Annotated in this window: 24 protein-coding genes; 12 read left to right on the forward strand and 12 right to left on the reverse strand. The window is 63.3% G+C overall.

Translation table 11 applies throughout. The annotated features are described in order from the left end of the window. Positions 1-21 precede the first annotated feature (21 nt). The 6 genes from OW521_RS13050 to OW521_RS13075 all read left to right on the forward strand — a co-directional run bounded on the left by OW521_RS13050 (position 22) and on the right by OW521_RS13075 (position 5856). Complete coding sequence (locus OW521_RS13050; RefSeq protein WP_268020063.1) at positions 22-1191, forward strand: pyridoxal phosphate-dependent aminotransferase; 1170 nt, start codon at positions 22-24, stop codon at positions 1189-1191. Between the two features lie 74 nt (positions 1192-1265). After that, positions 1266-1856 (forward strand): TetR/AcrR family transcriptional regulator, encoded by a 591-nt coding sequence (locus OW521_RS13055; protein ID WP_268020064.1) that lies wholly within the window; start codon positions 1266-1268, stop codon positions 1854-1856. A gap of 349 nt (positions 1857-2205) precedes the next feature. Continuing rightward, the gene (gluQRS, locus tag OW521_RS13060; protein ID WP_268020065.1) at positions 2206-3114 is read left to right on the forward strand and encodes a tRNA glutamyl-Q(34) synthetase GluQRS; all 909 of its coding nucleotides are present in this window, start codon (positions 2206-2208) and stop codon (positions 3112-3114) included. Beyond that, the gene (locus OW521_RS13065) at positions 3115-4161 is read left to right on the forward strand and encodes an NADP-dependent oxidoreductase (protein WP_268020066.1); all 1047 of its coding nucleotides are present in this window, start codon (positions 3115-3117) and stop codon (positions 4159-4161) included. Between the two features lie 35 nt (positions 4162-4196). Beyond that, a complete protein-coding gene (locus OW521_RS13070; protein WP_268020067.1) occupies positions 4197-5348 on the forward strand; it encodes a serine hydrolase domain-containing protein in 1152 nt (383 codons plus the stop codon). Then, entirely contained in the window at positions 5332-5856 is a 525-nt protein-coding gene (locus tag OW521_RS13075; RefSeq protein WP_268020068.1) for a phosphohydrolase, read from the forward strand. The genes OW521_RS13070 and OW521_RS13075 overlap by 17 nt, the downstream gene beginning before the upstream one ends. Before the next feature lie 31 nt (positions 5857-5887). Here the strand turns inward: OW521_RS13075 and OW521_RS13080 are convergent, their stop codons facing one another. The 10 genes from OW521_RS13080 to OW521_RS13125 form a co-directional block, all read right to left on the reverse strand. Next, positions 5888-6232 carry a DUF1003 domain-containing protein gene (locus OW521_RS13080; RefSeq protein WP_268020069.1) on the reverse strand — a complete coding sequence of 115 codons (345 nt, stop codon included), beginning with the start codon at positions 6230-6232 and terminating at the stop codon, positions 5888-5890. Positions 6233-6542: 310 nt separating this feature from the next. Then, the gene (locus OW521_RS13085; protein WP_268020070.1) at positions 6543-7736 is read right to left on the reverse strand and encodes a type II toxin-antitoxin system HipA family toxin; all 1194 of its coding nucleotides are present in this window, start codon (positions 7734-7736) and stop codon (positions 6543-6545) included. Further along, the gene (locus OW521_RS13090; protein WP_268020071.1) at positions 7733-7972 is read right to left on the reverse strand and encodes a helix-turn-helix transcriptional regulator; all 240 of its coding nucleotides are present in this window, start codon (positions 7970-7972) and stop codon (positions 7733-7735) included. The genes OW521_RS13085 and OW521_RS13090 overlap by 4 nt, the downstream gene beginning before the upstream one ends. Positions 7973-8114: 142 nt before the next feature. Then, positions 8115-8741, reverse strand: a complete 627-nt coding sequence (locus OW521_RS13095) for a transmembrane-type terpene cyclase (RefSeq protein ID WP_268020072.1) — start codon at positions 8739-8741, stop codon at positions 8115-8117. A gap of 122 nt (positions 8742-8863) precedes the next feature. Next, the gene (locus tag OW521_RS13100) at positions 8864-10174 is read right to left on the reverse strand and encodes an ATP-binding protein (protein ID WP_268020073.1); all 1311 of its coding nucleotides are present in this window, start codon (positions 10172-10174) and stop codon (positions 8864-8866) included. Between the two features lie 86 nt (positions 10175-10260). Beyond that, positions 10261-11130 (reverse strand): fumarylacetoacetate hydrolase family protein, encoded by an 870-nt coding sequence (locus tag OW521_RS13105; protein ID WP_268020074.1) that lies wholly within the window; start codon positions 11128-11130, stop codon positions 10261-10263. Between the two features lie 189 nt (positions 11131-11319). Beyond that, a complete protein-coding gene (locus OW521_RS13110) occupies positions 11320-12837 on the reverse strand; it encodes an amino acid permease (RefSeq protein WP_268020075.1) in 1518 nt (505 codons plus the stop codon). Between the two features lie 121 nt (positions 12838-12958). Continuing rightward, positions 12959-14374, reverse strand: coding sequence for an aspartate ammonia-lyase (locus OW521_RS13115; protein ID WP_268020076.1), 1416 nt, complete (start codon positions 14372-14374; stop codon positions 12959-12961). Between the two features lie 36 nt (positions 14375-14410). Next, entirely contained in the window at positions 14411-15439 is a 1029-nt protein-coding gene (locus OW521_RS13120; RefSeq protein WP_268020078.1) for an asparaginase, read from the reverse strand. A 20-nt stretch (positions 15440-15459) separates the two neighbouring features. Next, positions 15460-16266, reverse strand: a complete 807-nt coding sequence (locus OW521_RS13125) for a FadR/GntR family transcriptional regulator (protein WP_268020079.1) — start codon at positions 16264-16266, stop codon at positions 15460-15462. A 130-nt stretch (positions 16267-16396) separates the two neighbouring features. Here OW521_RS13125 and OW521_RS13130 point away from each other — a divergent pair, with 130 nt between their 5' ends. Next, positions 16397-16558: a hypothetical protein gene (locus OW521_RS13130; RefSeq protein ID WP_268020080.1), complete on the forward strand. Its 162-nt coding sequence runs from the start codon at positions 16397-16399 to the stop codon at positions 16556-16558. Positions 16559-16634: 76 nt separating this feature from the next. Further along, complete coding sequence (locus OW521_RS13135) at positions 16635-17252, forward strand: hypothetical protein (RefSeq protein ID WP_268020081.1); 618 nt, start codon at positions 16635-16637, stop codon at positions 17250-17252. Between the two features lie 24 nt (positions 17253-17276). Here the strand turns inward: OW521_RS13135 and OW521_RS13140 are convergent, their stop codons facing one another. Both OW521_RS13140 and OW521_RS13145 read right to left on the reverse strand, forming a co-directional pair. Further along, positions 17277-17894, reverse strand: a complete 618-nt coding sequence (locus OW521_RS13140) for a uracil-DNA glycosylase (protein WP_268020082.1) — start codon at positions 17892-17894, stop codon at positions 17277-17279. A 153-nt stretch (positions 17895-18047) separates the two neighbouring features. Next, positions 18048-18428 (reverse strand): RNA-binding S4 domain-containing protein, encoded by a 381-nt coding sequence (locus OW521_RS13145; protein ID WP_265979416.1) that lies wholly within the window; start codon positions 18426-18428, stop codon positions 18048-18050. Positions 18429-18633: 205 nt separating this feature from the next. Between OW521_RS13145 and OW521_RS13150 the strand changes: the two genes are divergently transcribed. From OW521_RS13150 to OW521_RS13165, 4 genes are read left to right on the forward strand one after another with little or no spacing between them, the layout of a single operon-like run. Then, a complete protein-coding gene (locus tag OW521_RS13150) occupies positions 18634-20052 on the forward strand; it encodes an MFS transporter (protein ID WP_268020083.1) in 1419 nt (472 codons plus the stop codon). Then, the gene (locus tag OW521_RS13155; RefSeq protein ID WP_268020084.1) at positions 20045-20806 is read left to right on the forward strand and encodes an SDR family NAD(P)-dependent oxidoreductase; all 762 of its coding nucleotides are present in this window, start codon (positions 20045-20047) and stop codon (positions 20804-20806) included. The genes OW521_RS13150 and OW521_RS13155 overlap by 8 nt, the downstream gene beginning before the upstream one ends. After that, the gene (locus OW521_RS13160) at positions 20803-21228 is read left to right on the forward strand and encodes an RbsD/FucU domain-containing protein (RefSeq protein ID WP_268020085.1); all 426 of its coding nucleotides are present in this window, start codon (positions 20803-20805) and stop codon (positions 21226-21228) included. Before OW521_RS13155 ends, OW521_RS13160 begins: the two co-directional genes overlap by 4 nt. A gap of 41 nt (positions 21229-21269) precedes the next feature. Then, on the forward strand, positions 21270-22034 hold the full coding sequence (locus OW521_RS13165; RefSeq protein ID WP_268020086.1) for an IclR family transcriptional regulator: 765 nt from the start codon (positions 21270-21272) through the stop codon (positions 22032-22034). The last annotated feature ends 204 nt before the right edge of the window (positions 22035-22238 follow it).

Here is a 22238-nt window from a genome sequence, read left to right on the forward strand (position 1 = left end):
ACCACCCAGATCAGGACCCTCATGACACTCGAGCCAGCCACCGCCGTCGCCGATTTCCAGCCGTCCGAAGCTGTGCAGCGTATCCAGCGCACATCGCTGCGCGTGCAGCAGCCCCAATCCAAAGGTGACCTCGTCTCCTTGGCCATGGGCGAGCCGGACTTCGATACCCCGGCCCAGGTTCGAGCAGCAGCCGCCCGCGCCCTCGAGGACGGCTTCACCCACTACTCGCCGTTGCTTGGCGAGCTGGTGCTTCGCGAGGAGCTGGCTGCCCGTATCGGCCAGCTCCTCGGCGGAGCGGCCAGCCCCGGCGACGTGCTCATCACCCAGGGCGGCACGGCCGGCCTGTCCGCGGCGATCCTTGGCGTCGTCAACCCCGGCGACAAAGTGGTTATCCCGGACCCCACCTACTCCCTGTACGCGGACCTCGTCAGCATGGCCGGAGGAATCACCGTACCCGTGCCGCTGGCCGACGACCTGCACTGGGACCTCGAGGCGCTGGCCACCGCGCTTGAGGGTGCCAAAATGTTCGTCTTCTGCAACCCGTCCAACCCGACCGGCATCGTGCACTCCCGCCGCGAGCTCGAAGCCCTCGCCGACATGGTGGCCGGCACTGACACTTTGATCCTCTCCGACGAGGCCTACAGCGATCTCGTCTACACACCCGAACCCTTCACCTCGGCGCTGGAAATCGAAGCCCTGGCCGGCCGGACCATCTACTGCCAGACCTTCTCCAAGAGCTACGCCATGACAGGCTGGCGTGTGGGCTACCTCTGGGGCCCGTCCGATGTCATCGCCTCAGCTGCCCGGGTCCACAACACCTTCAACGGCTCCATGAACCAGGCCGTGCAATACGCGGCACTCACCGCCCTGAAGACGTGCGGCCCGGACATCGAACGCATGCACGCTTCCTATGCCTTGCGCCGGGAACTCATGGCGAGCGGCCTCCAGCAGATTCCCGGCCTCACGGTCAGCTCGCCGGAAGGAGCGTTCTACCTTTTCCCGAAGTACGACGTCGAGCTCCCGGCCGCCGCGATGGTGGCTCACCTTCGCAACCACGGCGTGGCCGTCCGTCCCGGCAGCGAGTTCGGCCGAAACGGCGAGTTCCACCTGCGCCTGTCCTATGCTGCCAGCTCAGGGGCGATCGCCACCGGTGTGGAGCGGCTGGCGGCCGGACTGGCAGAGCTCCGGTGAGTGCCGCGGACGTGGCCAGCGTAGCGCCTGCCGCTCAGGCGCTACGCTGGAATCTGACACGGAAGGGGGCGCCCATGCGCAGCGATACCCAACGCAACCGCCGCCAGCTGGTTCGGGCGGCCGGGAAGCTCTTCGCCAAGGCCAAGGGCCCGGTGAGCATGACGGACATCGCCCGTGAAGCCGAAATCTCCCCGGCAACGGCTTACCGCCATTTCGCCTCGGTGGAAGACGTGCTGGCCGCGTTCCGCTTTGGTGTTGGCGAGAAGCTGCGCGATTTCAGCGTTGCCCAGACTACGTCCGGAGTGGAACTGCTGGAGAGCGTCAGCCGGCATTGGGTGGGACTGGTTATCAAGCACGGCGGTTCCATGGTCCACACCCGCTCCGGCGAAGGGTATCTGGCCCGTCTTCGCTCCGGTGCGTACTACCTGACCATCCAGGCCGAGGCTTTGGAGCGGCCACTCCGGGAGGCCTGTGAGGAACTCGGCCTCCCGCCCCTGGGGGACGAGGCCATGTTCCTGTGGAACATCCTCTTTGACCCCCGTGAAATTTTCGATCTGCTCAACACTGTCGGCCTGGACAAGGACCAAGTGTCCACCAAACTCTGCGCTGCGCTTCGGGGAGCCATGGCCGCCTGGGCCGCTGCGGAGCCAACTTCGGCAAAGTGACCATCGCCTGTTCATCTTCTGGTCAGGAATTGGTCAGATTGACCAATGACGATTGAGTCCGTTGCGCCAGTTGTAGTGTTCCTGTTGAAATAGTGACAACGAAAGGGAATGGCTACCGCCGGACCCCGCAGGCTACGGATCCCCCGGTACACCACCCGGCCACCCGAAACACCGTCCCGCAAAGACGCAGCCGCTGATTGACTCTTGTTCACGCATCGTCTTTCCGCACTCCGCCGGCCCAGCGCCGGCACCACCATAAGAGCCCCTGAGCCACCGAACGCGTTGCGGTAGCTGAGGGGCTCTTGTGCTGGATCCTGCAGGCACGCCCGGCGACGCATAGTCTTGTGCCATGACTTCCGCTGGCCGCTTTGCCCCGAGCCCCTCCGGCGAGCTTCACGTGGGCAATCTGCGCACCGCCATGCTCGCGTGGCTCTTCGCCCGCTCCACGGGCCGCGACTTCCTGCTGCGCGTGGAGGACCTCGACCGTGCGCGGGCCGGTGCCGAGGAAGTCCAGCTCAGGGACATGGAAGCCGTAGGCGTAACGTGGGACGGCGCCGTCGTTCGCCAGACAGACCGTGCCGGGCTGTACAACGCAACTATCGAGCGGCTCTCCGCCGCCGGGCTGACGTACGAGTGCTTCTGCACGCGGCGCGAAATCCAGGAAGCCCCGTCCGCGCCCCACGCTCCGCAGGGCGCCTATCCGGGGACGTGCAGGAACCTTTCGACGGCGGAGCTTGAGATCCGCCGGGCCCTGCGCCCGGCTGCCATCCGGCTCCGCTCCGAAGCCCAGGAATGGACTGTGGAGGACAAGTTGCACGGGCCCTATACGGGCGCCGTGGATGACTTTGTGCTCCGACGGAACGATGGCGTCACCGCCTACAATTTGGCGGTGGTGGTGGATGACGCAGAGCAAGGCGTGGACCAGGTGGTCCGCGGCGACGACCTCCTGTCCTCCACGCCACGCCAGGCTTATCTGGCCTCGTTGCTCGGGTTGCCGGTTCCGGAATATGCGCACGTTCCCCTCGTGCTGAACCGCGACGGCGCGCGGCTGGCCAAGCGCGACGGTGCGGTGACGCTAGGCGACCTTGCCGCTGTCGGACTGTCCGCCGGCGAGGTGCGGGACGTGATCCTGGAATCGCTCGGGCTGCCGGAAGGTCCGCTGGGTGACGCCTTGGATAGTTTTGACCCGGCCAGTTTGCCCCGCAAGCCGTGGGTGTGGAACGGTCATCAGCAGTCGACCCTCCGGAAAGGAGCCTAAGTGCTCGCCTATGTGCTGACCCGCTACGGCGGTGCCGACGCAATGGAACTGCAGAACGTCCCCAAGCCGATTGCCGGTCCGGGCGAAGTCCTGGTCAGGGTGTTTGCCGCAGGCCTCAACCCGGTGGACTACAAGCAACGCGAAGGCGCCGTGCGCGTGATCACCAGGCCGAGGTTGCCCCTGGTGGCCGGCAGTGAGCTGGCCGGGATCGTGGAAGCCGTGGGACCCGGCGTCACGCGCTTTTCCACGGGAGACCGGGTGTTTGCCCGGGTGGACAAAGCCCTGCTGGGTGCCTTTGCCGAACACGCCGCGGTCCACGAGGATCTGGTGGCTCTCATGCCAAGGTCGCTCAGCTACACCGAGGCCGCGAGCCTTCCCCTGGCCGGCCTGACTGCCTTGCAGGCACTGCGCGACGAACTCAAGGTCAAGCCTGGAACCAAGCTATTTATCTCCGGAGGCGCCGGCGGAGTGGGGACCCTTGCCATTCAACTGGCCAAGTACTTCGGCGCCGAGGTGACCACCACTGCGTCTCCCCGTGGAGAAGAGCTCGTTCGGCGGCTCGGGGCGGACGCCGTCGTCGATTACACAAAGGAAAACGTAGCCGAAGTCCTGAGGGGCTTCGACGCCGCCCTGGACCTGGTGGGCGGCGAGACACTGGAGCAGACGTTCAAGATCCTCAAGCCGGGCGGCAAAGTGGTCAGCATCGCGGGCATGCCTGAACCGCAGACAGCTTTGAAGGATCTTGACGCCCCGGCCTGGATGACTGTGCTGTTCTGGGCCATCAGCCTCGGGATCCGTGGCCGCGCCCGCGACGCGAAGGTCCGGTACCGCTACCTGTTCATGCACCCCAGCGGCGAGGACCTGAAATTCCTGGCACGCCTGGTGACCGACGGGAAGCTGCAACCCGTGGTGGACAGCAGCTACCCGCTCGAAAAGATCGCGGACGCCTTCGCCGCACTGGAGCAGGGACGCGCCAAGGGCAAGATCGTGGTGACCATGGGCACCCGCGGCTGGGCCCATTCTGCCGGGTTCCCTGGCCGAGCGTAGCGAGGTTAGGGGGCAGAAGGGACTAGGCTGTCCGGGTGGATGCACAGACGATTGCCCCCGGATTCGAACCAGTCGCCGAACTCTTTGGCCGATACCTTAGCGAGGACCCGGAATATTCAGCCCAACTCGCGGCCTACCATCGCGGTGTCAAAGTTTTGGATATCAGCGGTGGGCCGCACCGCCGCCCGGATTCGGTGACCGGTGTCTTCTCTTGCTCCAAGGGCGTGTCCGGGCTGGTCATTGCGCTGCTGGTCCAGGAAGGCCGCTTGGATCTCGACGCCGAGGTGGTCAAGTACTGGCCGGAATTCGGAGTCGAAGGAAAAGCCACGATTACCGTGGCCCAACTGCTTTCCCACCAGGCAGGACTGCTGGGTGTTGAAGGCGGCCTTACGATGGCCGAATACAACAACTCCGAACTGGCCGCCGCCAAACTCGCGCAGATGCGGCCACTTTGGAAGCCGGGGACCGCTTTTGGATACCACGCGCTGACCATCGGCGTCTTCATGGAGGAGCTGTGCCGCCGGATCACGGGGTCGACGCTCCAGGAAATCTACGAACAGCGGATCCGTTCCGTGACAGGCGCCCACTTCTTCCTAGGGCTTCCTGATTCCGAGGAGCCCCGCTATGCCACGCTTCGCTGGGTTGCCGACCCGTCGGCTCCGTGGACCGACCCCGCCAGCCATTTCGGCCTGTCGGCCAACTCGGTGGTGGGTGACATCCTGGAGCTGCCCAACATCCGCGAGGTCCGGGCAGCGGGCCTGAGTTCCGCCGCCGGCGTTGCTAGCGCCGAAGGCATGGCCCGCGTCTACGCCGCAGCACTCACCGGACTCGCCCCCGACGGCGACCGTCCCGCCGTCGCGCCCCTCCTCAGCGAAGAGACCATCCAGACCGTCACCGCCGAACAGGTCTTCGGCATCGACCGGGTTTTCGGCGAGGCCAGCTGTTTCGCGACAGTGTTCATGAAATCGCATGCACGCTCGCCGTACGGCAGCTACCGGGCGTTCGGGCACGACGGCGCCAGCGCATCTTTGGGGTTCGCTGACCCCGTGTATGAACTCGCTTTCGGGTACGTGCCGCAGCAGGCCGAGCCGAGCGGGGCTGGTTGCCGTAACCTTGAGCTGAGCGCCGCCGTACGGAAGGCAGTCGCCGAACTTGCGCAGAAGGATGAAAATGACCTTCACCGTTGAAACAGCCATGGTCCTTGCCGAAGTGGCGCACAACCGCCAGAAGGACAAACTGAAGCGGCCCCACCGTGAACACGTGTTGACCGTAGGAGATGCGCTCGCCGATTTCGACGACGACATCCGGATAGCGGGCTACCTGCACGACATCGCCAAGGACACCCCCATCACTAGGCAGGCGTTGCTTGAGATGGGTGTTTCCGAGCGGGCCGTGGGCATCATCGAGAGGGTAACCCGCCGTTTCCAGGATGACCCGGACAGTGATGAGGCCGTCATTCTGCACATCGCGGAGGATCACGACGCTACCTTGGTCAAGATCGCCTGCAACGCCCACAACTCCTTGCCGGAGCGGGTACGGGCGCTCGCAGAGAAGTGGCCCGGCAAAGGCCCTAATACGCGCTACGCGGACGCGCGAAAAGTGCTCTATCAAGCCGTGCCGCGTGGAGAAATCCACCTGATCCTCCAACGCATCAACCCGGATCTACTGCCCGAGCTGGATCAGCTGGGGAACTAGCACCTCGACTCGTCGAGCACGTCTCGGCTGTCTACGGTTTTGTCGGGTCATCCTGCGTGGGCTTGGCAGCGGCCGCAACGTCCCGGGTAACGGATGCCGTGACTTCCGCGAGAATCCGCTCGTGGATCTGGCCCGTGAGCTCGTGAATCGCACGCGTGAGATCGGTGTTCTCCTCGAGCAGTTGCTCCTGGGCGTTGTAGTCATGGTCTGCCTTCACCTGCTGGAAAACCGCTTGACGGTTCTGGCCGATCATGACGAAGGTTGAGAGGAAGATCGCTTCGAGCGAGACGATCAATGTCAACGTCGGCCACGGACTCTGTTCGAACACGAGCATCCACACGGCGAAAAGCAGGATATGCAAGTAGACAAAGTTCATCGATCCGGCGAAGGCTGTGATTGCATCCGCGACCCGAAGCTGAATGCTTGCGGCCCGGCGCTCGGCCTCCGCCAGGACCGACGGATGCAGCTTCGACCGCTCGCTTTGAGATAGCAATCGCGTAGGTCTCAGATACGAGCGCGAATGCGGAGCGGCACCCGTCGTTGACATCGATGGGGTTCCGGCCTATTGCTGTGTCATGCGTTCAATCCCTTGGCCCGCGGCGAGCCGATCTCGCCTCTGGGAGCGAGCCTAGCGTCGCCACAAGCGTGAACCTAGGATTGACCGGCGATTCGACTCGGGGTCCGAATTACCCGCCCATCAACCTTCGCCGATGCTTGAGCTCTTTGACCCAGTCCCTGGTCTGGATCGGCCCGAAGGGTGAGGCTCCGGCGTCGAGGTCTGTGATCAGCGGACCCGACGCCTTGAGTGCGAGTTCCAGGACTCCCTCCGCCGCGCGCCCTGTCAGCCCCAGTTTTCCGGCCCAGGCGAGGAAATGTTTGCGGGAGATGCCGCTCGTCTTCCCGCCGATGCCCAGTGCGAGGGTCTTGTCCCCGTAGACCACAGTGGAGGGGATGTCGTAGACCGGGGCGATGGTGTACTCGCCAAGCGGCGACTGCACCATGGACACATTCTTGGCATGGAGGTCGCCGTTACCGCTGAGCCAAGCGAACGCGAGCTGGAGGGCCAGGTTCCGCAAGGCCGGCAGGGGCGCGGAACAATGGGCTGCCAACGCGGCGCACACCTCGCCAAAAGGCACGCTGTACTTGTCCGCCGGATACAGTCCGAGCGCTTGGGCCCCGTCCTCGACGGCGAGACGCACCGGAGTGCCGTCAGTTCCGGTGAGGCGATCGAAACGCTCCACGAGCAGCCCGGCCCGCCCGCCGACGTCGTGCACTAACTGGACGTGGCTCACCGGAATCCGCAACTTGCGCGCGTAACGGAACATGAGAAACTCGTTTTCCACCACGAACGGGAACTCGGGCGCATTCAGTTTGAGGATGAAGCGCTTGCCCGCTTGCGCCACCGGGAGCGAAATCATCCCGGCCGACAACTTGTCCTGCACACCGGCCAACGCCACCGGATCGATGAGCCCTGAATCGCCGAGCAGCGCGTCGAAGTCGAGGGGCAGCTTCGAATCGAGCACGACGGCGGAGCCTCCTTCCGTGGGTGGCTCGCCGTGGGGGACGGTCTGGACATTACCGACGGCGTCTCCTCCTGCGCCCATGAGGAGCGCGAGCTCGTCGTCGGCGCTGGCTTTGACCGCCCTACGCAGCGAATTCAAGCGGCGGCCCTCCGGGAGGAGCCCGGTGAAATAGGGCGGAACGGCGCCGCTCGGCGTGAACACGGCCTGGTTCGTCAGCGGGAGCGTCGTGGCAACAGCAGGGCCGCCCGATTCGAGGTACCGCGGCAAGTAGCTGAACTTGGTGCCGCCTTCATGCCGCTCGATGCGGGCAGCCAGGACGCCTTGCTTATAGACGTCGGCGATGCGATGGAATGTCATGACTGGCTGTATGCATTCTGGCTGCTCGCGGCCTTCACCGTGAGTTCAAGGCCCAGCGTGCCAAGCACAGCCAAGAGTGGTTCCAACTGGACCGTGGCCTTCCCTTGCTCCACGAAACGGACGAAACGCTCCGAGACGCCGGCGAGGTCAGCGAGATCGGACTGGCTCAGGCTGAGCGATGCACGGCGGGCGCGGACCTTGGCGCCCAGGGACTCGGTGAATTCCTTGGGGGACATGTCCACCCTTCCTCGTGTTTTACGGGCATGTGCGTGCTTCGCATCCGGTACGTTCGTGCCGGTTTCACCATTTTCCGCCCCTCCGGGGTTTGGATCAAGGGTTCCCCGGTAGGAATCGGCACGTTCGTGCCGGTGTTATTGCCTAGTTTGCGAGAGCCTCCGGGTTTCTCTTGGCCCACCACAGCAGCCCAATGTACGTGAGGTCGAAGACGCTGCAGAGGGTGCCAATGCCCAGAATGAACAGTGAATTCTCAAGGACGCCGAAGGTGATGGTGGGCGCGAGGGTCCCGATCCATTTCGCGACCGCGATCAGCATGGATTGGCCCCGCAGGCTGCGGCGGGCGACGAACATGGCAATGAACAGGCCGGACATCAGGAGATTCTGCAGGAAGGCCGCGTACCGGGATGCGGGTTCCCAATCGAACTCGGCGATGAACAGCCACTGCACGGCAAAAGCTGCAAGGCCCAGCAGGACCGCCCATCCGATGAACAGTGGCCGCGTGACAAACCCGGGAAGTTCCCGCCTGCCGAACTGAAGGAACGTGTAGACAATCACGACGTCCGCCAGTGCCCAGGCAATGTTGATGACTCCCTGAACGGAGAGTCTCGTGCTGAGCGAATGCACCGCGTAGATGGCTTCCCACGCGATGTTCAGCCCCAGGGCTGCCGCCGGGATGGCGTAGCTCTTGTCGCGAAATCCGACCAGGATCGCGCAAATGTAGACCGCGGTCCACGCGACCCCGCTCAGGATCGTCAGAAACAGGGTCATTGTTCCTCCTCGTCCTCAGGCACCCCGCCCATTTCGCCGGAAGCCCTCCCGTTCGCCGGAATCTTCCGGCGAGCCCGCACGCTTCCGGCGAATTGGCGGGCGGGCGGCCGAACAGCGGTTGACTACACGCGACCCAGCACGTCGATGTCTTCGAGGAAGTCCTGGTGGACCTCGTCGCTGACCGTGGTGCGGGTGTCGGCGATTGCGTCGAGATAGTCCTGCGTGACCGGTCCCTTGCGACCGTTCGAAGCCGGTGCGGGGCCCCCGGCGGAGGCGCCGTCGTCGTAAACTGCTTTTTCCAAAGCGCGCTGGGAGGCGCTGCGCGCCGCGTACTCAATGTCGGCGGGAGAGAAGCCTTCGGTACGATCCACCAGCAACGCGATATCCACGGAGTCCACCACCGTGGCCGGGATGAAGCGCTGCCACATGGCCTCACGCGCGTGGACGTCGGGCAGGCCGATGGGGATCACGTAGTCGAAGCGGCCGTGGCGCAAGAAGGCAGTATCCAGGGCGCGGATGAAGTTGGTGGCGCATACCAGCAGGCGGCCGGGCTGTTCACGGAAGGCGGGGATGATCTTGAGGAGCTCGTTGGTGACACCCTGCAGCGGCGACGGCGGCTCACCGGACCGCTGGGACGCGATCTCCTCCACCTCGTCGATGAAGACGACGGCGTGCTCCAGTTCGGCGATTTCCAGGAACGTCTCGCGCAACGCGCCCGCCAAGCCCTTGGGATCGGCGGCAAGGCGCGAGGGGAAGACTTCCACGAAAGGCCACTCAAGGCGCGATGCAATGGCTTTGGCGAACGTCGTCTTACCTGTCCCCGGAGGGCCGAAGAGCACGACGGCGCGCGGCGGCACTACGCCGTATTCGTCCGCGAGATCGGCCTCGGCCAGCGGTAGGACAAGCCGGCGTTCCAGCAGTTCCTTTTCGCGGCGCATGCCGGCGACGTTTTCCCACAGGTCGCGGGCGAGGATCCGGCCGCCCAGCAGGCTCAGCGGCTCCAACTCCTGGCGCTGCACCGGAATGGTCCGCTCGAAGTAGCGCAGGTTTTTCTTCACCACGAAGCCGCGGCCCAGGAACGCTTCCACGCGGGTTTCGCTTTCCGGCATCAGGGCCGAGAGCTTGTTGAGGCCATGCGGAGCCATCCGATTCTCGACGGCGGCCAGCAGCGAAGTGCCGATCCCGCGCCCGCGGAACTCAGGCAGCGTGGCCAGGAAGACGATCCATCCTTGGTCATGGGCAGCACGTCCGACGGCGGCGCCCACCACCTGGTCGCCCTGCACGGCCACGACGGCGTGGTCCTTCTCGCACGACGCAAGCACCTCGGAGAGCGCGTAGACCGGCTCAACGTTATCCGCTTTGAGCGACTCCCAAAGGTGCAGGATGCCGTCCATGTCCGACGAGTGGAAGTCCCTGATGCGCCAATTGCTCATGCCCTGCTCCTTGGTGGATCGCCATCGATTGCCTGGTGTTGAGCATAGGCGAACAGGTGGCGGCGCGGGGTTGCGAGGGCGTTGCGTTACGTCGCCAGGTGGAACTCTTTGCGCTGGCGGCCGAGCCCTTCTATTTCAATCTCAACAACGTCCCCCGTCCGGAGATACGGGAAGCGGCCGGACAAAGCCACACCTTCCGGCGTGCCCGTGATGATGACGTCTCCAGGCTCCAGCACAATGTGCTGGCTCAAGTGGTGGACAAGCGTAGCAGGATCGAAAATCAGGTCCGCGGTGGTGGAGTCCTGGCGAGCCTCGCCATTCACCCAAGTGCGTAGGCGCAATGCAGCTGCGTCTATCTCGCCAGCAGGAACCAGCCATGGCCCCAGTGGAGTCGATTGGGGGAGTGTCTTGCCCTTGGTCCATTGCCCGGCGGCGCCGGGGAGCTGCAGTTCACGTTCGGACAGGTCGTTGGCAAGAACGTAGCCAGCGATGCATACCGCGGCTTCGTCCAGGTCTGCCAGGTAGGTGGCTTCCCGTCCGATGACGATTCCGAGTTCCACTTCCCAGTCGTACTTTTCCGACGAAGGCGGAATGGGGGCCGGGTCGAACGGTCCCGTCACTGTGTTGGAGGGCTTCAGGAAGACGACTGGCACTTCGGGCGGTGTGGCTCCGGACTCCGCGGCGTGTGCCGCGTAGTTCAGGCCGATCCCGACGACGGCCCCTGGCCGGGCAATCGGGGCGCCGATGCGCAGCCCTTCAGCGTGAACGGTGGGCAACCTTCCGGCGTCGAGCGCTTCCTGCGTACTGGCGATACCGCCCCCGGCGAGGAAGGCGCCGTCGATGTCAGCAGTTAGTGGGCGCAGATCGAAGTACCGTTCGGTGCCTTCAGCGTCTGTGGCGATGACCACCGGCTGCTCGTGGCCGGACGGTCCTAAACGGGCAAATTTCACGTGCATTCTCTCCTTTGAGCTGCGGGGTGTCCTTCTTCCATAGTGCCACCGGGATTCAAATCGACCTGGTCACATTTCGCGGGAATGGGATGTGCTTGCCACCCCAACTGACTCGCATTTGTTGTCGTTATAAGACCGGCAAACGACAACAAATGCGAGTCAGTCGGGTGGCGTCAGGCACTGAGTGCTGGAGCGCTAGATCCTGTCCTCCGAACCGGCAACTGGCAGGTTGGCGACCACGGGCGAACTGCCCGTGAAGCCGTCGCGGGCTGCGGCGAGCTCGTGGATTTGCTTGCGGCACAGGTACCAACCGACCACCATGAGGGCGCAGGCAATTGCCGTGACCAACATGGTGAGGGGGGAGTCGATGAACACCATGACCAGCACGCCCACCAGGAACAGCAGCGAAAGATAACCGGTGTAGGGGGCGCCGAACATCCGGAAGGACGGACGCTTCAGCCAACCCTTGTCCGCCCATCGTTTGAGCTGCATCTGGCACAGGACGATCGTGGCCCAGGTGACGATGATGCCCACCGAGGCGACGTTCAGGACGATCTCGAAGGCATCTGCCGGGACGAGGTAGTTCAGGGGGACGCCGAGCAGCGAGACGCCGGCAGTGATAGCGATGCCGCCGTAGGGAACACCGGCCTTGTTCATGCGCTGGGCGAACTTCGGAGCCGAACCCGCCACGGACATGGAGCGCAGGATGCGGCCGGTGGAGTACAACCCGGCGTTGAGGGAGGACAGCGCGGCCGTGAGGACCACGAGGTTCATGATCACGTCCACGCCCTGGATGCCGATGTGGCCGAAGAACGTCACGAACGGACTGACGCCCTTGACATATGAGGTGTATGGCAGCAGCAGGGCCAGCAGAATGACGGAGCCGACGTAAAAGACGGCGATGCGGAAGACCACGGAGTTGATGGCCTTGGGCATGATCTTCTCGGGGTTCTCGGTTTCGCCAGCCGCAGTGCCCACGAGCTCGATTGACGCGTAGGCGAACAGAACCCCCTGCATGAGGATGATCATCGGCAGCAGGCCGTTGGGGAAGATGCCGCCGTGGTCCGTGAGGAGGCTGAAGCCGACCTCTTGGCCCGGTACCGGGGTGCCGAAGATGACGAAGAAGGTGCCAACCACGAGGAACGCCAGCAGCGCGGCCACCTTGATGAGCGCGAAGTAGAACTCCATCTCGCCGAACACCTTGACGGAAACCAGGTTCAGGCTCAGGACGACCACCAGGGCGATCAGGGCCCAGGCCCACTGCGGAACAACGCCCATCCACGGCACATATTTGCCGAAGAAGTTCATGTAGAGGGCCGCGGCGGTGATGTCCACGATGGTGGTGGTGGCCCAGTTGATCCAGTAGAACCAACCGGAGACAAACGCAGCCTTCTCGCCGAAGAATTCGCGGGCGTAGGAGACGAAGGAGCCCGACGACGGGCGGTGCAGCACGAGTTCCCCGAGGGCACGCAGGATCAGGAAGGCAAAAAATCCGCAGACCGCATATGCGATGACGAGGGAGGGGCCCGCGGCGTTGAGGCGGCCGCCGGCACCCAGGAACAGGCCGGTGCCGATGGCACCGCCGATCGCGATCATCTGGATCTGACGCGGCTTCAGGCTCTTGTGATAGCCCTTGTCCTCGGCATGAAGGAGCTTTTCAGTGGCGTGCGCCTGTGGCGGGACCGTGTGGTCCGTGATGGGTGCATTGGTCATGGGAATCCTTAGGAGTGTCCTGTTGTGGGTCCGGATCTCGCCGTCCGGCCTGTATGTTCGGGCGCTCAGGCCCGACGGCGGCTGGTGAGTGCCACCGTCGTCGCTCAGTGTGCGACTCAGCCTATTTGCTGAGGTTGGCGAGGCGTTCGGGGCGGAGGAGTTCATCGAGCTGCCCCGAGGTCAGCAATCCGTGTTCAAGAACGAGCTCGGCCACACCTTTGCCGCTTGCCAGCGCTTCTTGGGCGATGGCGGTGGCGGAGGCGTATCCGATGTGCGGATTGAGGGCCGTGACGAGTCCGATCGACTGCTCTACGGTGAGGCGCAGCCGCTCGGTGTTCGCGGTGATGCCCCGGACGCAGCGCGATGTGAGTGTGCGGCACGCGGCTTCCAGGTGGGAGATGCTCTTGTGGAGGCTGTGGACAATAATCGGCTCGAAGGCGTTCAGCTGGAGCTGTCCCGCTTCGGCTGCCATGGTGACGGTGACATCGTTGCCGATGACTTCATAGGCCACTTGGCTGACCATTTCCGGGATCACCGGATTGATCTTGCCCGGCATGATGGACGAGCCCGACTGCACAGCCGGGAGGTTGATCTCGCCCAGTCCCGCTCGCGGTCCGGAGGACAGCAAGCGGAGATCGTTGCAAATCTTGGAAAGCTTGACGGCGACGCGCTTGAGCACGCCCGAGAGGTGGACGAACGCGCCCACGTCCTGGGTGGCCTCGATGAGGTCGACGGAGGTAACCAGCGGCAGGCCGGTAATCTCGGCGAGGTGCCGGCAGGCCGCCTCGGCGTAGCCAAGCGGGGCATTCAGGCCTGTGCCGATGGCAGTGGCGCCAAGGTTGATCTCATGGATCAGCAGTTGGGATTCGGCCAGGCGTGCCCGGTCCTCGCCGACAGTCACGGCATAGCCGCCGAATTCCTGGCCGAGGGTCATGGGGACTGCGTCCTGCAGCTGGGTGCGGCCCATCTTGACCACCGTGCGGAATTCCTCGCCCTTTTCCGCGAAGGCGACCTGGAGTTCCTGAAGTGCCGCAAGAAGGCCTTGGACCGAGAAGATGGTGGCCAGGTTGACGGCCGTGGGATACACATCGTTGGTGGACTGGCTCAGGTTGACGTGGTCGTTCGGGTGCAGCCTGGCGTAGTCGCCCTTGGGGTGGCCGAGGATTTCGAGGGCGCGGTTGGCGATGACCTCGTTCGCATTCATGTTGGAGCTTGTGCCGGCGCCACCCTGGATGACGTCCACCATGAACTGCTCGTGGAGCTTGCCGTCCATGATGTCCTGGCAGGCTTGCTCGATGGCGTCAGCCCGCTCGTCATCCAGGAGGCCAAGTTCGCGGTTGGTGCGCGCAGCGGCGAGCTTCACCGCTGCGAGGCTCCTGACGAGGTTGGCGTTGCTGGCCAACGGCTGGCCCGTGATGGGGAAGTTCTCGATGGCACGCAGCGTGTGCACACCCCAGTAGGCATCAGCAGGGACGTCGCGGTCGCCGAGGAGATCGTGTTCGGAGCGGAACGGGCGTGCGTGATTGACGGTTGTCATTGCTGTCCTTAGGTCTTCTGTGCTTGTTTGACTGCGTCAGTAGGATTCGAGGAAGTTCGCGGCACGCAGCACACCCACAGGGTGGCCGCCACCCAACACAGGTGGGCTTGCAAGCGCCGCGAGCTGGCCGCCGTCGAGCCCCAAAGCTTCGAGGACGCGCACCGTGACGGGCATGCGGGCGCGGTCGCCGCCATCGGAGATCTTGATGGCGACGCCAGTGCCGTTCCGCAAGCCGATCACCTGGAGGCCTTCGAAGCCGTCCTTGGCGAGCAGGCCGGGAACAGTGCGCATGATCGCCGTGACGTCGCGACCCTCGCCGGCCACCATCTCGGGGTAGGCGCGCATGGCGTTGGCTACTTGGCCTTCTGCTCCGTCGGCGTCTGCTGCAGCCAAGCGGCTGTACGCCCGGGCCATGCCGTGCAGGCTGTGGGCGAAGAGCGGGGTGCCGCAACCGTCCGTGCTGACGGCGGCGGCGTCTTCGCCGGTGAGCTCGGTGATGGTGTCCCTCACGAGCATCTGGAGGGGATGCCCGGGGTGCAGGTAGCCGTGGACAGGCCAACCGTTGATCACGCAGGTGGCGGCCATGGAGGCGTGTTTGCCGGAGCAGTTCTGTGCGAGTTGCGTCGGCTTGCCACCGGCCCGGAGCCATTCTTCGCGCTCGGCCGTGCCGTAGGGGAGGTCCGTGCTGTTTTCCAACGCGCCCTTGTCCAGGCCGTGCATTTCAAGGATCCGTGCGGCGCCGTCGAGGTGCATTGCAGCGCCGGAGTGGCTTGCTGCGGTGAGGGCAAGGAGGTTCTCCGGAAGCCTGAGCCCAGCGCGGACCATGGCGACTGCCTGCAGCGGTTTGAGGGAAGACCGCGGGTAGAACGCGGCGTCGGGCTCGCCTGCTTCGATCAGTGTTTCGCCGTCCGGCCCGACGGCGATGAGGGAGCCGTAGTGGATGCTCTCGACCAGGCCGTCCCGGGTCTGTTCCACCAGCGGGACATGGCGCGGGGTTGCTGGAATGGCGGGTTTAGGCTCTGTGTTTTGTGGCACAGTGGTGCGCGTTGCATGCGGGGTGGGCATGGCTTCCTTCAGTTGGTGGATCATTTGCTGAGGATGGTGTCCAAGGCAACGCTGACCGCGCTGAGATGGTCGGCCATCGCTGCTTCGGCGGCTGCGGAGTCGCCGGATTCGATGGCTTCGACAATGCGGAGGTGCTCATCGTCGGAAACGTGCTGGCGGTCGGCCACCATGTTCAGGGTTTCGGATTGGTGGGCCAATGCGTCGCGAATGTCCGCGACGACGCTTTCAAAGACCTTGTTGCCGCTGGCGCGGGCGATGGCGGAATGGAAACTGGCGTCGAGGCTGACCCAGGTCTCGGGGTCGGTCTCGGAGAGCATTGACGCCACAATTTCCTTGAGGTGTTCAAGATCTTCCGGGCTACGGCGTTTCGCGGCCAGGCCGGCTGCGGGGACTTCGATGTGTGGGCGGGCCTCGTTCAGGTCCCGCGCCGAATACTGGCCGAGCGTGAGGTCATTTGCCACCCTGTCTGCGACGACGAACGTGCCTTTGCCTGTCTTCGTGACCGTCAGTCCGAGCGCATTGCAGGAACGGAGGGCTTCACGAATGACCGAGCGACTTACCCCGTACTGCGCGGCCAAGGTGGCCTCGGAATTGAGCTTGGCGCCCACTTCCACAGTTCCGTCTTCGATATCCTGGCGAATGGCACTGAAGACGGACTCCGCGGCACTGAAACGGGCGAGGGGCCGAGGGCTTGATGGCCTGGGTGCTTGGGGCGGCCGGGGGACGGCGCCGCTTGTGGCGGTGCGCTGGCCGGCCGCAGCTTTCTGGCTGGTGGCTGGCTGTCCAGTGGCGGCCTGTCCGGCTGTCCGGCTGTCTGACAGGTTCACGATTAAGAATATGGCACGGGTCACAGGGTGGTGTCAACGTGGGACCATTATTACTCCGGCGGTTTGCTAGCTGGGCGACGGAACGACTCATCCTGCGATCTTTTCGCAGTTGAAGGACCTCTTCCAGCTGATGTCGAACATCATGAGTGCGCGTATCGAAGGAAACCGCACATCGATTGTCGACGCCGTGGCGGGTGTGGAACGAGCCGATCGCTATGGCGACGTGCAGCAAAATGATGGTGTTCAAGAGATCGTCCAGCTGCAACAAGCAACGGCCGTCATCAGATACTGAGAGACACTCAATAGGCCAGCCGGTCGAACCCGCATTCGCGAGGCGAACGAACTGTTGCCGGAGCATAATTGCATCCATGGCCAACCGTCCGCGCGGGCGATGGGATTCAACGACGCAGACAGCACCGCCCATCACGGTGGAGGTGCCGGTCCTCGGCATTGGCTCGGGTCCATCCGCCTACGAAGAACTGGGCAGCTACGTCTGGGCACTGCGTAGGCCCCGCGGGCTCCATATGACACTGCTGCACCTTGGCGTCGTGGAGGACTTTTGCACGGATGTGGCTGTTTGGACCAAGGGCAACACCAGTCCTGAGTCGGCCATGGGCCGGACAGTTTCCTGGTTGGAAAGGTTGCCTGTGCTCGAAGCCTTTTCCGGGAGCGCCGAAAGGCTGATCGTATTGGGCGCAGGTGGGGTGGCCGGGCTGGAGATAGACCTACCCGCTTCGGTGCATGAATTTCAGGTCTCCCTGGTGCACGCCCTTCACGAACTTTTGGACGAATTGCTGGTGGACAACATCGACGACTTCATCCTCAGCTCCCCAGCCCTTGGATTCCGCTCGCCCCGATGGGTACCCCATGTGGCTGTGGGCAGGCCAAAGTATCATGGCCGCGGGCCTTGGGAGATCGCCCGGGTCGGAGTCGATTTCGGGGAATCGCGGATCAGGAACCGCCAATTCCTTCCTCAATTGCCTTAGTGGCGCGTAGCCGCCAGTCCGGTCCTATAGGTGTTGGATCCCCGCGCGCTGCATGGCGTCCCGGTAGATCTCGATGTTCTTGGCCAGGAGTTCCTGTTGCTTCGCCTCGGACAGGGCAAACGCCCGTCCGCCAAGCGCGCTTGCCTTGTAGACCTTGATTCCGTGCTGCCGGAGCGGCGAATGGTAGGTCTTCTCGTAGAGGGCCAGGAATGCCGCAGCCTCTGCGCCGTGCGCGACGATCGCGGAGACCCTCTTGTTGATCTTGAGGAACTGACGGAACGGACGGAGTCCGTCGGTCTTCTCCTGCGCGCTCAGTGCTGGCGGCAGGTCGGGGTCGCGGACCCACGGGTAGGAATTCCACGGCATGACGTAACGCACGTCCAATTCCGCCGAGTCATAGATCAGCTGAGCGCGGCGGGCGGCATCGTCGTCGTTGAGGTGCGAAACGAATCCCGACGCGGTGCCTTTGCCCGGGCTCGTATGGAGCGTGACAATCCGGCACTCATCTTCGTCATGCACAGGATCGATGTAAGGCACGGAAGAACCTGGCCTTTTGGCCATCAGTTCGTCGCACAGCTGCGTCACGGCAGCAATATTGGGCTCCTGTAGCAAGGCCCTTTTTTCGTCCCAGTCAATGGTCACGTTCTCTCCTTCGGCAGCGCGGCGTCCAGAATCGGCGTCTCTTGCCACTTTACGCGGTCGCTTTGCGCGTCGCTCACGCTCCTGCAGAGCCGAGGGCCAAATCGCACGACGCCGGACCGCACAGCGGGCACCTGAACCGCCCCTCGGGCGGGGCTACTGTCCCTTCAGCTTCTGCATATCGCGCCGGTCCTTCTTGGTGGGCCGCCCTGCGCCACGGTCGCGCTGGGGAAGTCCGAGGGCCGGCGCCGCGGGACGCTCCGGGGTGTGGTCAGTGAAACAGTGGGACGCTGCTTCGGCACCCACCCTTTTGGCAATGAGCCGGCGGACCTCAAGGATGCGCTCGAAGCCGGACTGGCGGACCCGGATGGTGTCGCCGACAATCACCGATTGCGAGGCCTTGACCGGGTTCCCGTTGATTCGTACGTGCCCTGCCCGGCAGGCGGTTGTCGCCGCGGAACGGGTCTTATAGGCGCGGATAGCCCAGAGCCAGGCGTCAATGCGCACGTTGCTCGGGGAAGACGGAAGGCTAGTCATGATTGCGAACGAGTATAGTCGGCGCGCTGCCTGACCCGTCGTCGGCTCCGTTCCACGAAACCCTTGACGACGAAAGAAATGCACCCCAGACTATAGCGGTGCACATGTTGCACAGCATGTGCAAGGATTGCTCGAAATAAAGAAACAATTGCCCGCTCACTGATCGGGCCTGCAACATCACGTTGATTGAGTCAAAGGAGCCTTGATGAAAAGTGTTTTACCTGCCCAAATTGCGACATGGCAGTCGTTCGGTGAGCTGGGGGACCGGACTCTCGCGAAAGTTCGACGCAAGGTCATTCCCGTCATCTGCTTGCTGTACTTCATTGCCTTCTTGGATCGGAACAATGTCGGTTTCGCCAAACTCACCATGAGTGAGGACATCGGGCTGAGCGCATCCGCGTACGGGCTCGGTGCTGGCATCTTCTTCATTGGCTACGCCCTGTTTGAGATTCCGAGCAATGGAGGAATGTACCGCTTCGGAGCGAGGAAATGGATTGCCCGTATCCTTATCAGCTGGGGCGTTTGCGCCGCAGCGATGGCACTTGTGAATGGTGAAACGACGTTCAACGTCATCCGCTTCCTACTCGGAGCAGCCGAGGCGGGGTTCTTCCCCGCGGTCGTCTTCTACCTCACTCTGTGGTTCCCTGCCGCCCAGCGGGTCACCGTCCTTGGGCTATTCGTTTTGGCTCAGCCGATCTCCAACGCCATTGGCGCTCCGGTTTCGGGCCTGCTGCTGAACCTTGAAGGGGTCGCGGGCCTTCATGGATGGCAGTGGCTCTACATTGTTGAGGGCATCCCCGCCGTCGTGCTTGGGATTCTTGCTCCGCGTTTGCTGACGGACAGGCCTGAACAGGCTCATTGGCTGTTGGATGAGGAGCGAGACTGGCTGAGCAACACGATGGCCAGGGAACTCGCAGACAAGCAGAAGTCCGGTCCGCACACCTTTCTGGGCGGCCTCAAGGATCGCAGAGCCCTTGTCTACGCTTTCCTCAACTTCGGTATGGTGTGCGGCATTTACGGCTTTGGTTTGTGGCTTCCCACAGTGGTCTCTGGCCTAGGCAAACTTAGTCCTGTCCAAGTTGGCTTCATCGTGGTCATCCCCTACGGAGCGGCCGCCGCATTCCTTTATTACTGGAGCCGCAGGTCTGACCGGACCGGAAAACGCGCCGCGCACGCCAGCATCAGCATGCTGATTGCGGCCGCTGGCCTCGCAGGGGCGGCGTTCCTTTTGCCGGTCAACGCAATGGCAGCCCTCGCTTTCCTCACCATCGCCGCCATGGGAGTCTTTTCGGCTACGGCCCCACTCCTGTCAATGCCGTCGGCCGCATTGGGGGGTGCCGCGGCAGCAGCCGGGCTGGCTTTGGTCAATTCCATCGGAAACGTTGGAGGGTTTGTAGCTCCGTTCGCCGTCGGATTGCTCAATGACGCCACCCACAGCAACCTCGCCGGGCTGCTCTTCCTCTCTGTTTGCCTTGTCATCACCGCCTTGGCCACTTACCTGTATGCCCGCAACCGACCGGAAGGCACCACGGTGCCCAGTTCAGTCGCGGCAGCAGAGCTAGCCGAAACCAACGGACCCTCCATAGCTGGGGAGTCGAAAGAAAGGACCGCGTACCGTGCATGAATCTACACTCCGAGGAAAAACAGCGCTTGTGACTGGAGGCGGGACGGGCATAGGGCAAGGTGTGGCCCTGGCGCTCGCCGAGGCAGGGGCAAGAGTAGCCATAACCTACAACAGCCACCAGCCCGATTCTGCCTTCGCCCGGCGGGTGGAGAGCAGCTCTGGTAAACCACTGAAAGCACTTCAGGTAGACGCGACCAGCGAGGAGATCGTTGGGGAGGCTGTCGAGGAGATCGCCAGTAACTTTGGCGGGCTGGACATCTTGGTCAACAACGTCGGAGGCCTCGTCCAGCGATCAACCATAATGGATATGGAGTACAGCCTCTGGCGGCAGGTGATGGGTGTCAACCTGGACGCAACATTCCTCATGACCCGTGCAGTCTTGCCCCACCTCCGCCGCAATGGTCGGATCATCAACGTGGCCTCCCTTGCGGGGCGGAACGGTGGGCATGCCGGAGCAACCGCCTATGCCACCTCAAAAGCTGCTATTTTCGGCTTCACCCGGGGACTTGCCAAGGAGGTTGCGGAATCCGGGATAACAGTCAACGCTCTTGCGCCGGGCTTCATCGAGGCAACGCCGTTTCACGATACCTTCACCACATCCGAATCAAAGGCCGCCACCGTTGCAGGTATCCCTTTGGGGAGGGCTGGACTTCCGGAAGACGTCGCGGGGGCTGCCTTGTGGCTGGCTTCTGACCACTCGCGCTTTGTCACAGGAACCGTTGTGGACATCAACGGCGGGCAGTACTTCGCGTGATCCAGGGCAAACTTACCCATCCGCAGATCATCTCCGCGCTGGCGGCTGCCGGACACGGGGCGACTGTCCTGATTTCGGACGGGCACTATTCCGCGGCGACGGCCGTGGGGCCAAACGCAGTCACGATCTTCCTCAACCTGCAGGCGGGCGCTCCAACTGTTCCTCAGGTACTCGACGTGGTTCTGCAGATGGTTACGGTCGAGAAGCTGACACGCATCCTTCCGTCCGAGGACGCCAGGCCATGCTTGGTGCACAGTGAAATAGATACACTGATGCCCGAGGACACCAAGGATGAATTCGTCGATCGCTTCCGGTTTTATGACCTTGCAAGGTCCGCTGATCTTGCGCTGTGCATCGTCACGGGCGATTCACGGCGATTCGCTAATGTGCTTCTGACCCTGGGAGTGCTTCCCCAGACCTGACGAGCTTCTATCGGCCCGCCCGAACAGAAAGGTGCCATGACGTGTCCCAGACAGTAGGGCGGGCCATAGACATTCTTGAGTACTGCAGTGACCAGCCTCGTGAAATCAAGGACATTGCGGATTGGTTGGGAGTCCACCGGACTACGGCGATGAGGTTGGTCAATACCCTGATTGGAGCTGGATTTCTCCGTAAGGACGATTCCGGCCGCTTCGGTGTGGGATTCCGACTTGCTGGGTTAGCCCAGTCAGCCCTCGAACAGTTTGACCTGCGTTCCCTGGTTCACCCTCATATCCTGCAACTCAGCAAGCGGGTGGGACATACCGTCCAGTTTGCGGTTGCGGAAGCTGCCCACCTTGTCTACGTGGACAAAATTGAACCGCCTAACTCCATCACCCTCAACACCAAGATTGGCGGATTGGTGGTGGTGCACACGGCCGGAGTCAGCAAAGCCATCCTTGCGTTCCTGCAAGCCCGGCAAAGAGACCAGATATTGGACCACGCCACGTTCGAGCAGTTCACCCCCACAACCATCACGTCCAGGGGAGAATTCCTCCGAGTGCTCGGGGACGTGCGGAAAAATGGCTGGGCTGCGGACCGGGGAGAGTATGAGTCCTTCTCCAATTGCATTGCCGCCCCCGTCCACAGCCATACCGGGGCGGTTGCGGGTGCTATCTCGATTACTGCTTTTAAAGAACGTGCCGATTTGGATGCCCTCAAGCTGCTGTTGCCTCAGCTACTTGAGACCACCCACGCCATCTCCCAGGAGCTGGGCTGGCGCGAGCCGGGGGCGCCGACGGAGGGCTGATTACCGACGTCGTAGTTCCGCGTCTTCAGGAACTACGACGCCGAGCCGCTCATCTACCACGGGGCCGGCTTCAGGCAACTGGTGGCCTGAGGCTGGACGCAGCCCCAACTGACTCGCAGTAGCGGCCCCAACTGACTCGCAGTAGGTGTCGTTATGAGCCGTCAAAACGACAACAAATGCGAGTTAGTTGGGTCAGACGGGCGC

The organism is Arthrobacter sp. MMS18-M83, from assembly GCF_026683955.1.
Taxonomy (GTDB): domain Bacteria; phylum Actinomycetota; class Actinomycetes; order Actinomycetales; family Micrococcaceae; genus Arthrobacter.

Excerpts from the sequence above, each read along its gene's own strand:
- OW521_RS13095 (WP_268020072.1), bottom strand. The coding sequence starts at position 8,741 with ATGACCCTGTTTCTGACGATCCTGAGCGGGGTCGCGTGGACCGCGGTC.
- OW521_RS13150 (WP_268020083.1), top strand. The coding sequence starts at position 18,634 with ATGAAAAGTGTTTTACCTGCCCAAATTGCGACATGGCAGTCGTTCGGT.
- OW521_RS13090 (WP_268020071.1), bottom strand. The coding sequence starts at position 7,972 with ATGTCCCCCAAGGAATTCACCGAGTCCCTGGGCGCCAAGGTCCGCGCC.
- OW521_RS13055 (WP_268020064.1), top strand. The coding sequence starts at position 1,266 with ATGCGCAGCGATACCCAACGCAACCGCCGCCAGCTGGTTCGGGCGGCC.
- OW521_RS13115 (WP_268020076.1), bottom strand. The coding sequence starts at position 14,374 with ATGACAACCGTCAATCACGCACGCCCGTTCCGCTCCGAACACGATCTC.
- OW521_RS13080 (WP_268020069.1), bottom strand. The coding sequence starts at position 6,232 with ATGAACTTTGTCTACTTGCATATCCTGCTTTTCGCCGTGTGGATGCTC.
- OW521_RS13050 (WP_268020063.1), top strand. The coding sequence starts at position 22 with ATGACACTCGAGCCAGCCACCGCCGTCGCCGATTTCCAGCCGTCCGAA.
- OW521_RS13075 (WP_268020068.1), top strand. The coding sequence starts at position 5,332 with ATGACCTTCACCGTTGAAACAGCCATGGTCCTTGCCGAAGTGGCGCAC.
- OW521_RS13105 (WP_268020074.1), bottom strand. The coding sequence starts at position 11,130 with ATGCACGTGAAATTTGCCCGTTTAGGACCGTCCGGCCACGAGCAGCCG.
- OW521_RS13130 (WP_268020080.1), top strand. The coding sequence starts at position 16,397 with ATGTCGAACATCATGAGTGCGCGTATCGAAGGAAACCGCACATCGATT.
- OW521_RS13145 (WP_265979416.1), bottom strand. The coding sequence starts at position 18,428 with ATGACTAGCCTTCCGTCTTCCCCGAGCAACGTGCGCATTGACGCCTGG.
- OW521_RS13085 (WP_268020070.1), bottom strand. The coding sequence starts at position 7,736 with ATGACATTCCATCGCATCGCCGACGTCTATAAGCAAGGCGTCCTGGCT.
- OW521_RS13100 (WP_268020073.1), bottom strand. The coding sequence starts at position 10,174 with ATGAGCAATTGGCGCATCAGGGACTTCCACTCGTCGGACATGGACGGC.
- OW521_RS13120 (WP_268020078.1), bottom strand. The coding sequence starts at position 15,439 with ATGCCCACCCCGCATGCAACGCGCACCACTGTGCCACAAAACACAGAG.
- gluQRS (WP_268020065.1), top strand. The coding sequence starts at position 2,206 with ATGACTTCCGCTGGCCGCTTTGCCCCGAGCCCCTCCGGCGAGCTTCAC.
- OW521_RS13135 (WP_268020081.1), top strand. The coding sequence starts at position 16,635 with ATGGCCAACCGTCCGCGCGGGCGATGGGATTCAACGACGCAGACAGCA.
- OW521_RS13110 (WP_268020075.1), bottom strand. The coding sequence starts at position 12,837 with ATGACCAATGCACCCATCACGGACCACACGGTCCCGCCACAGGCGCAC.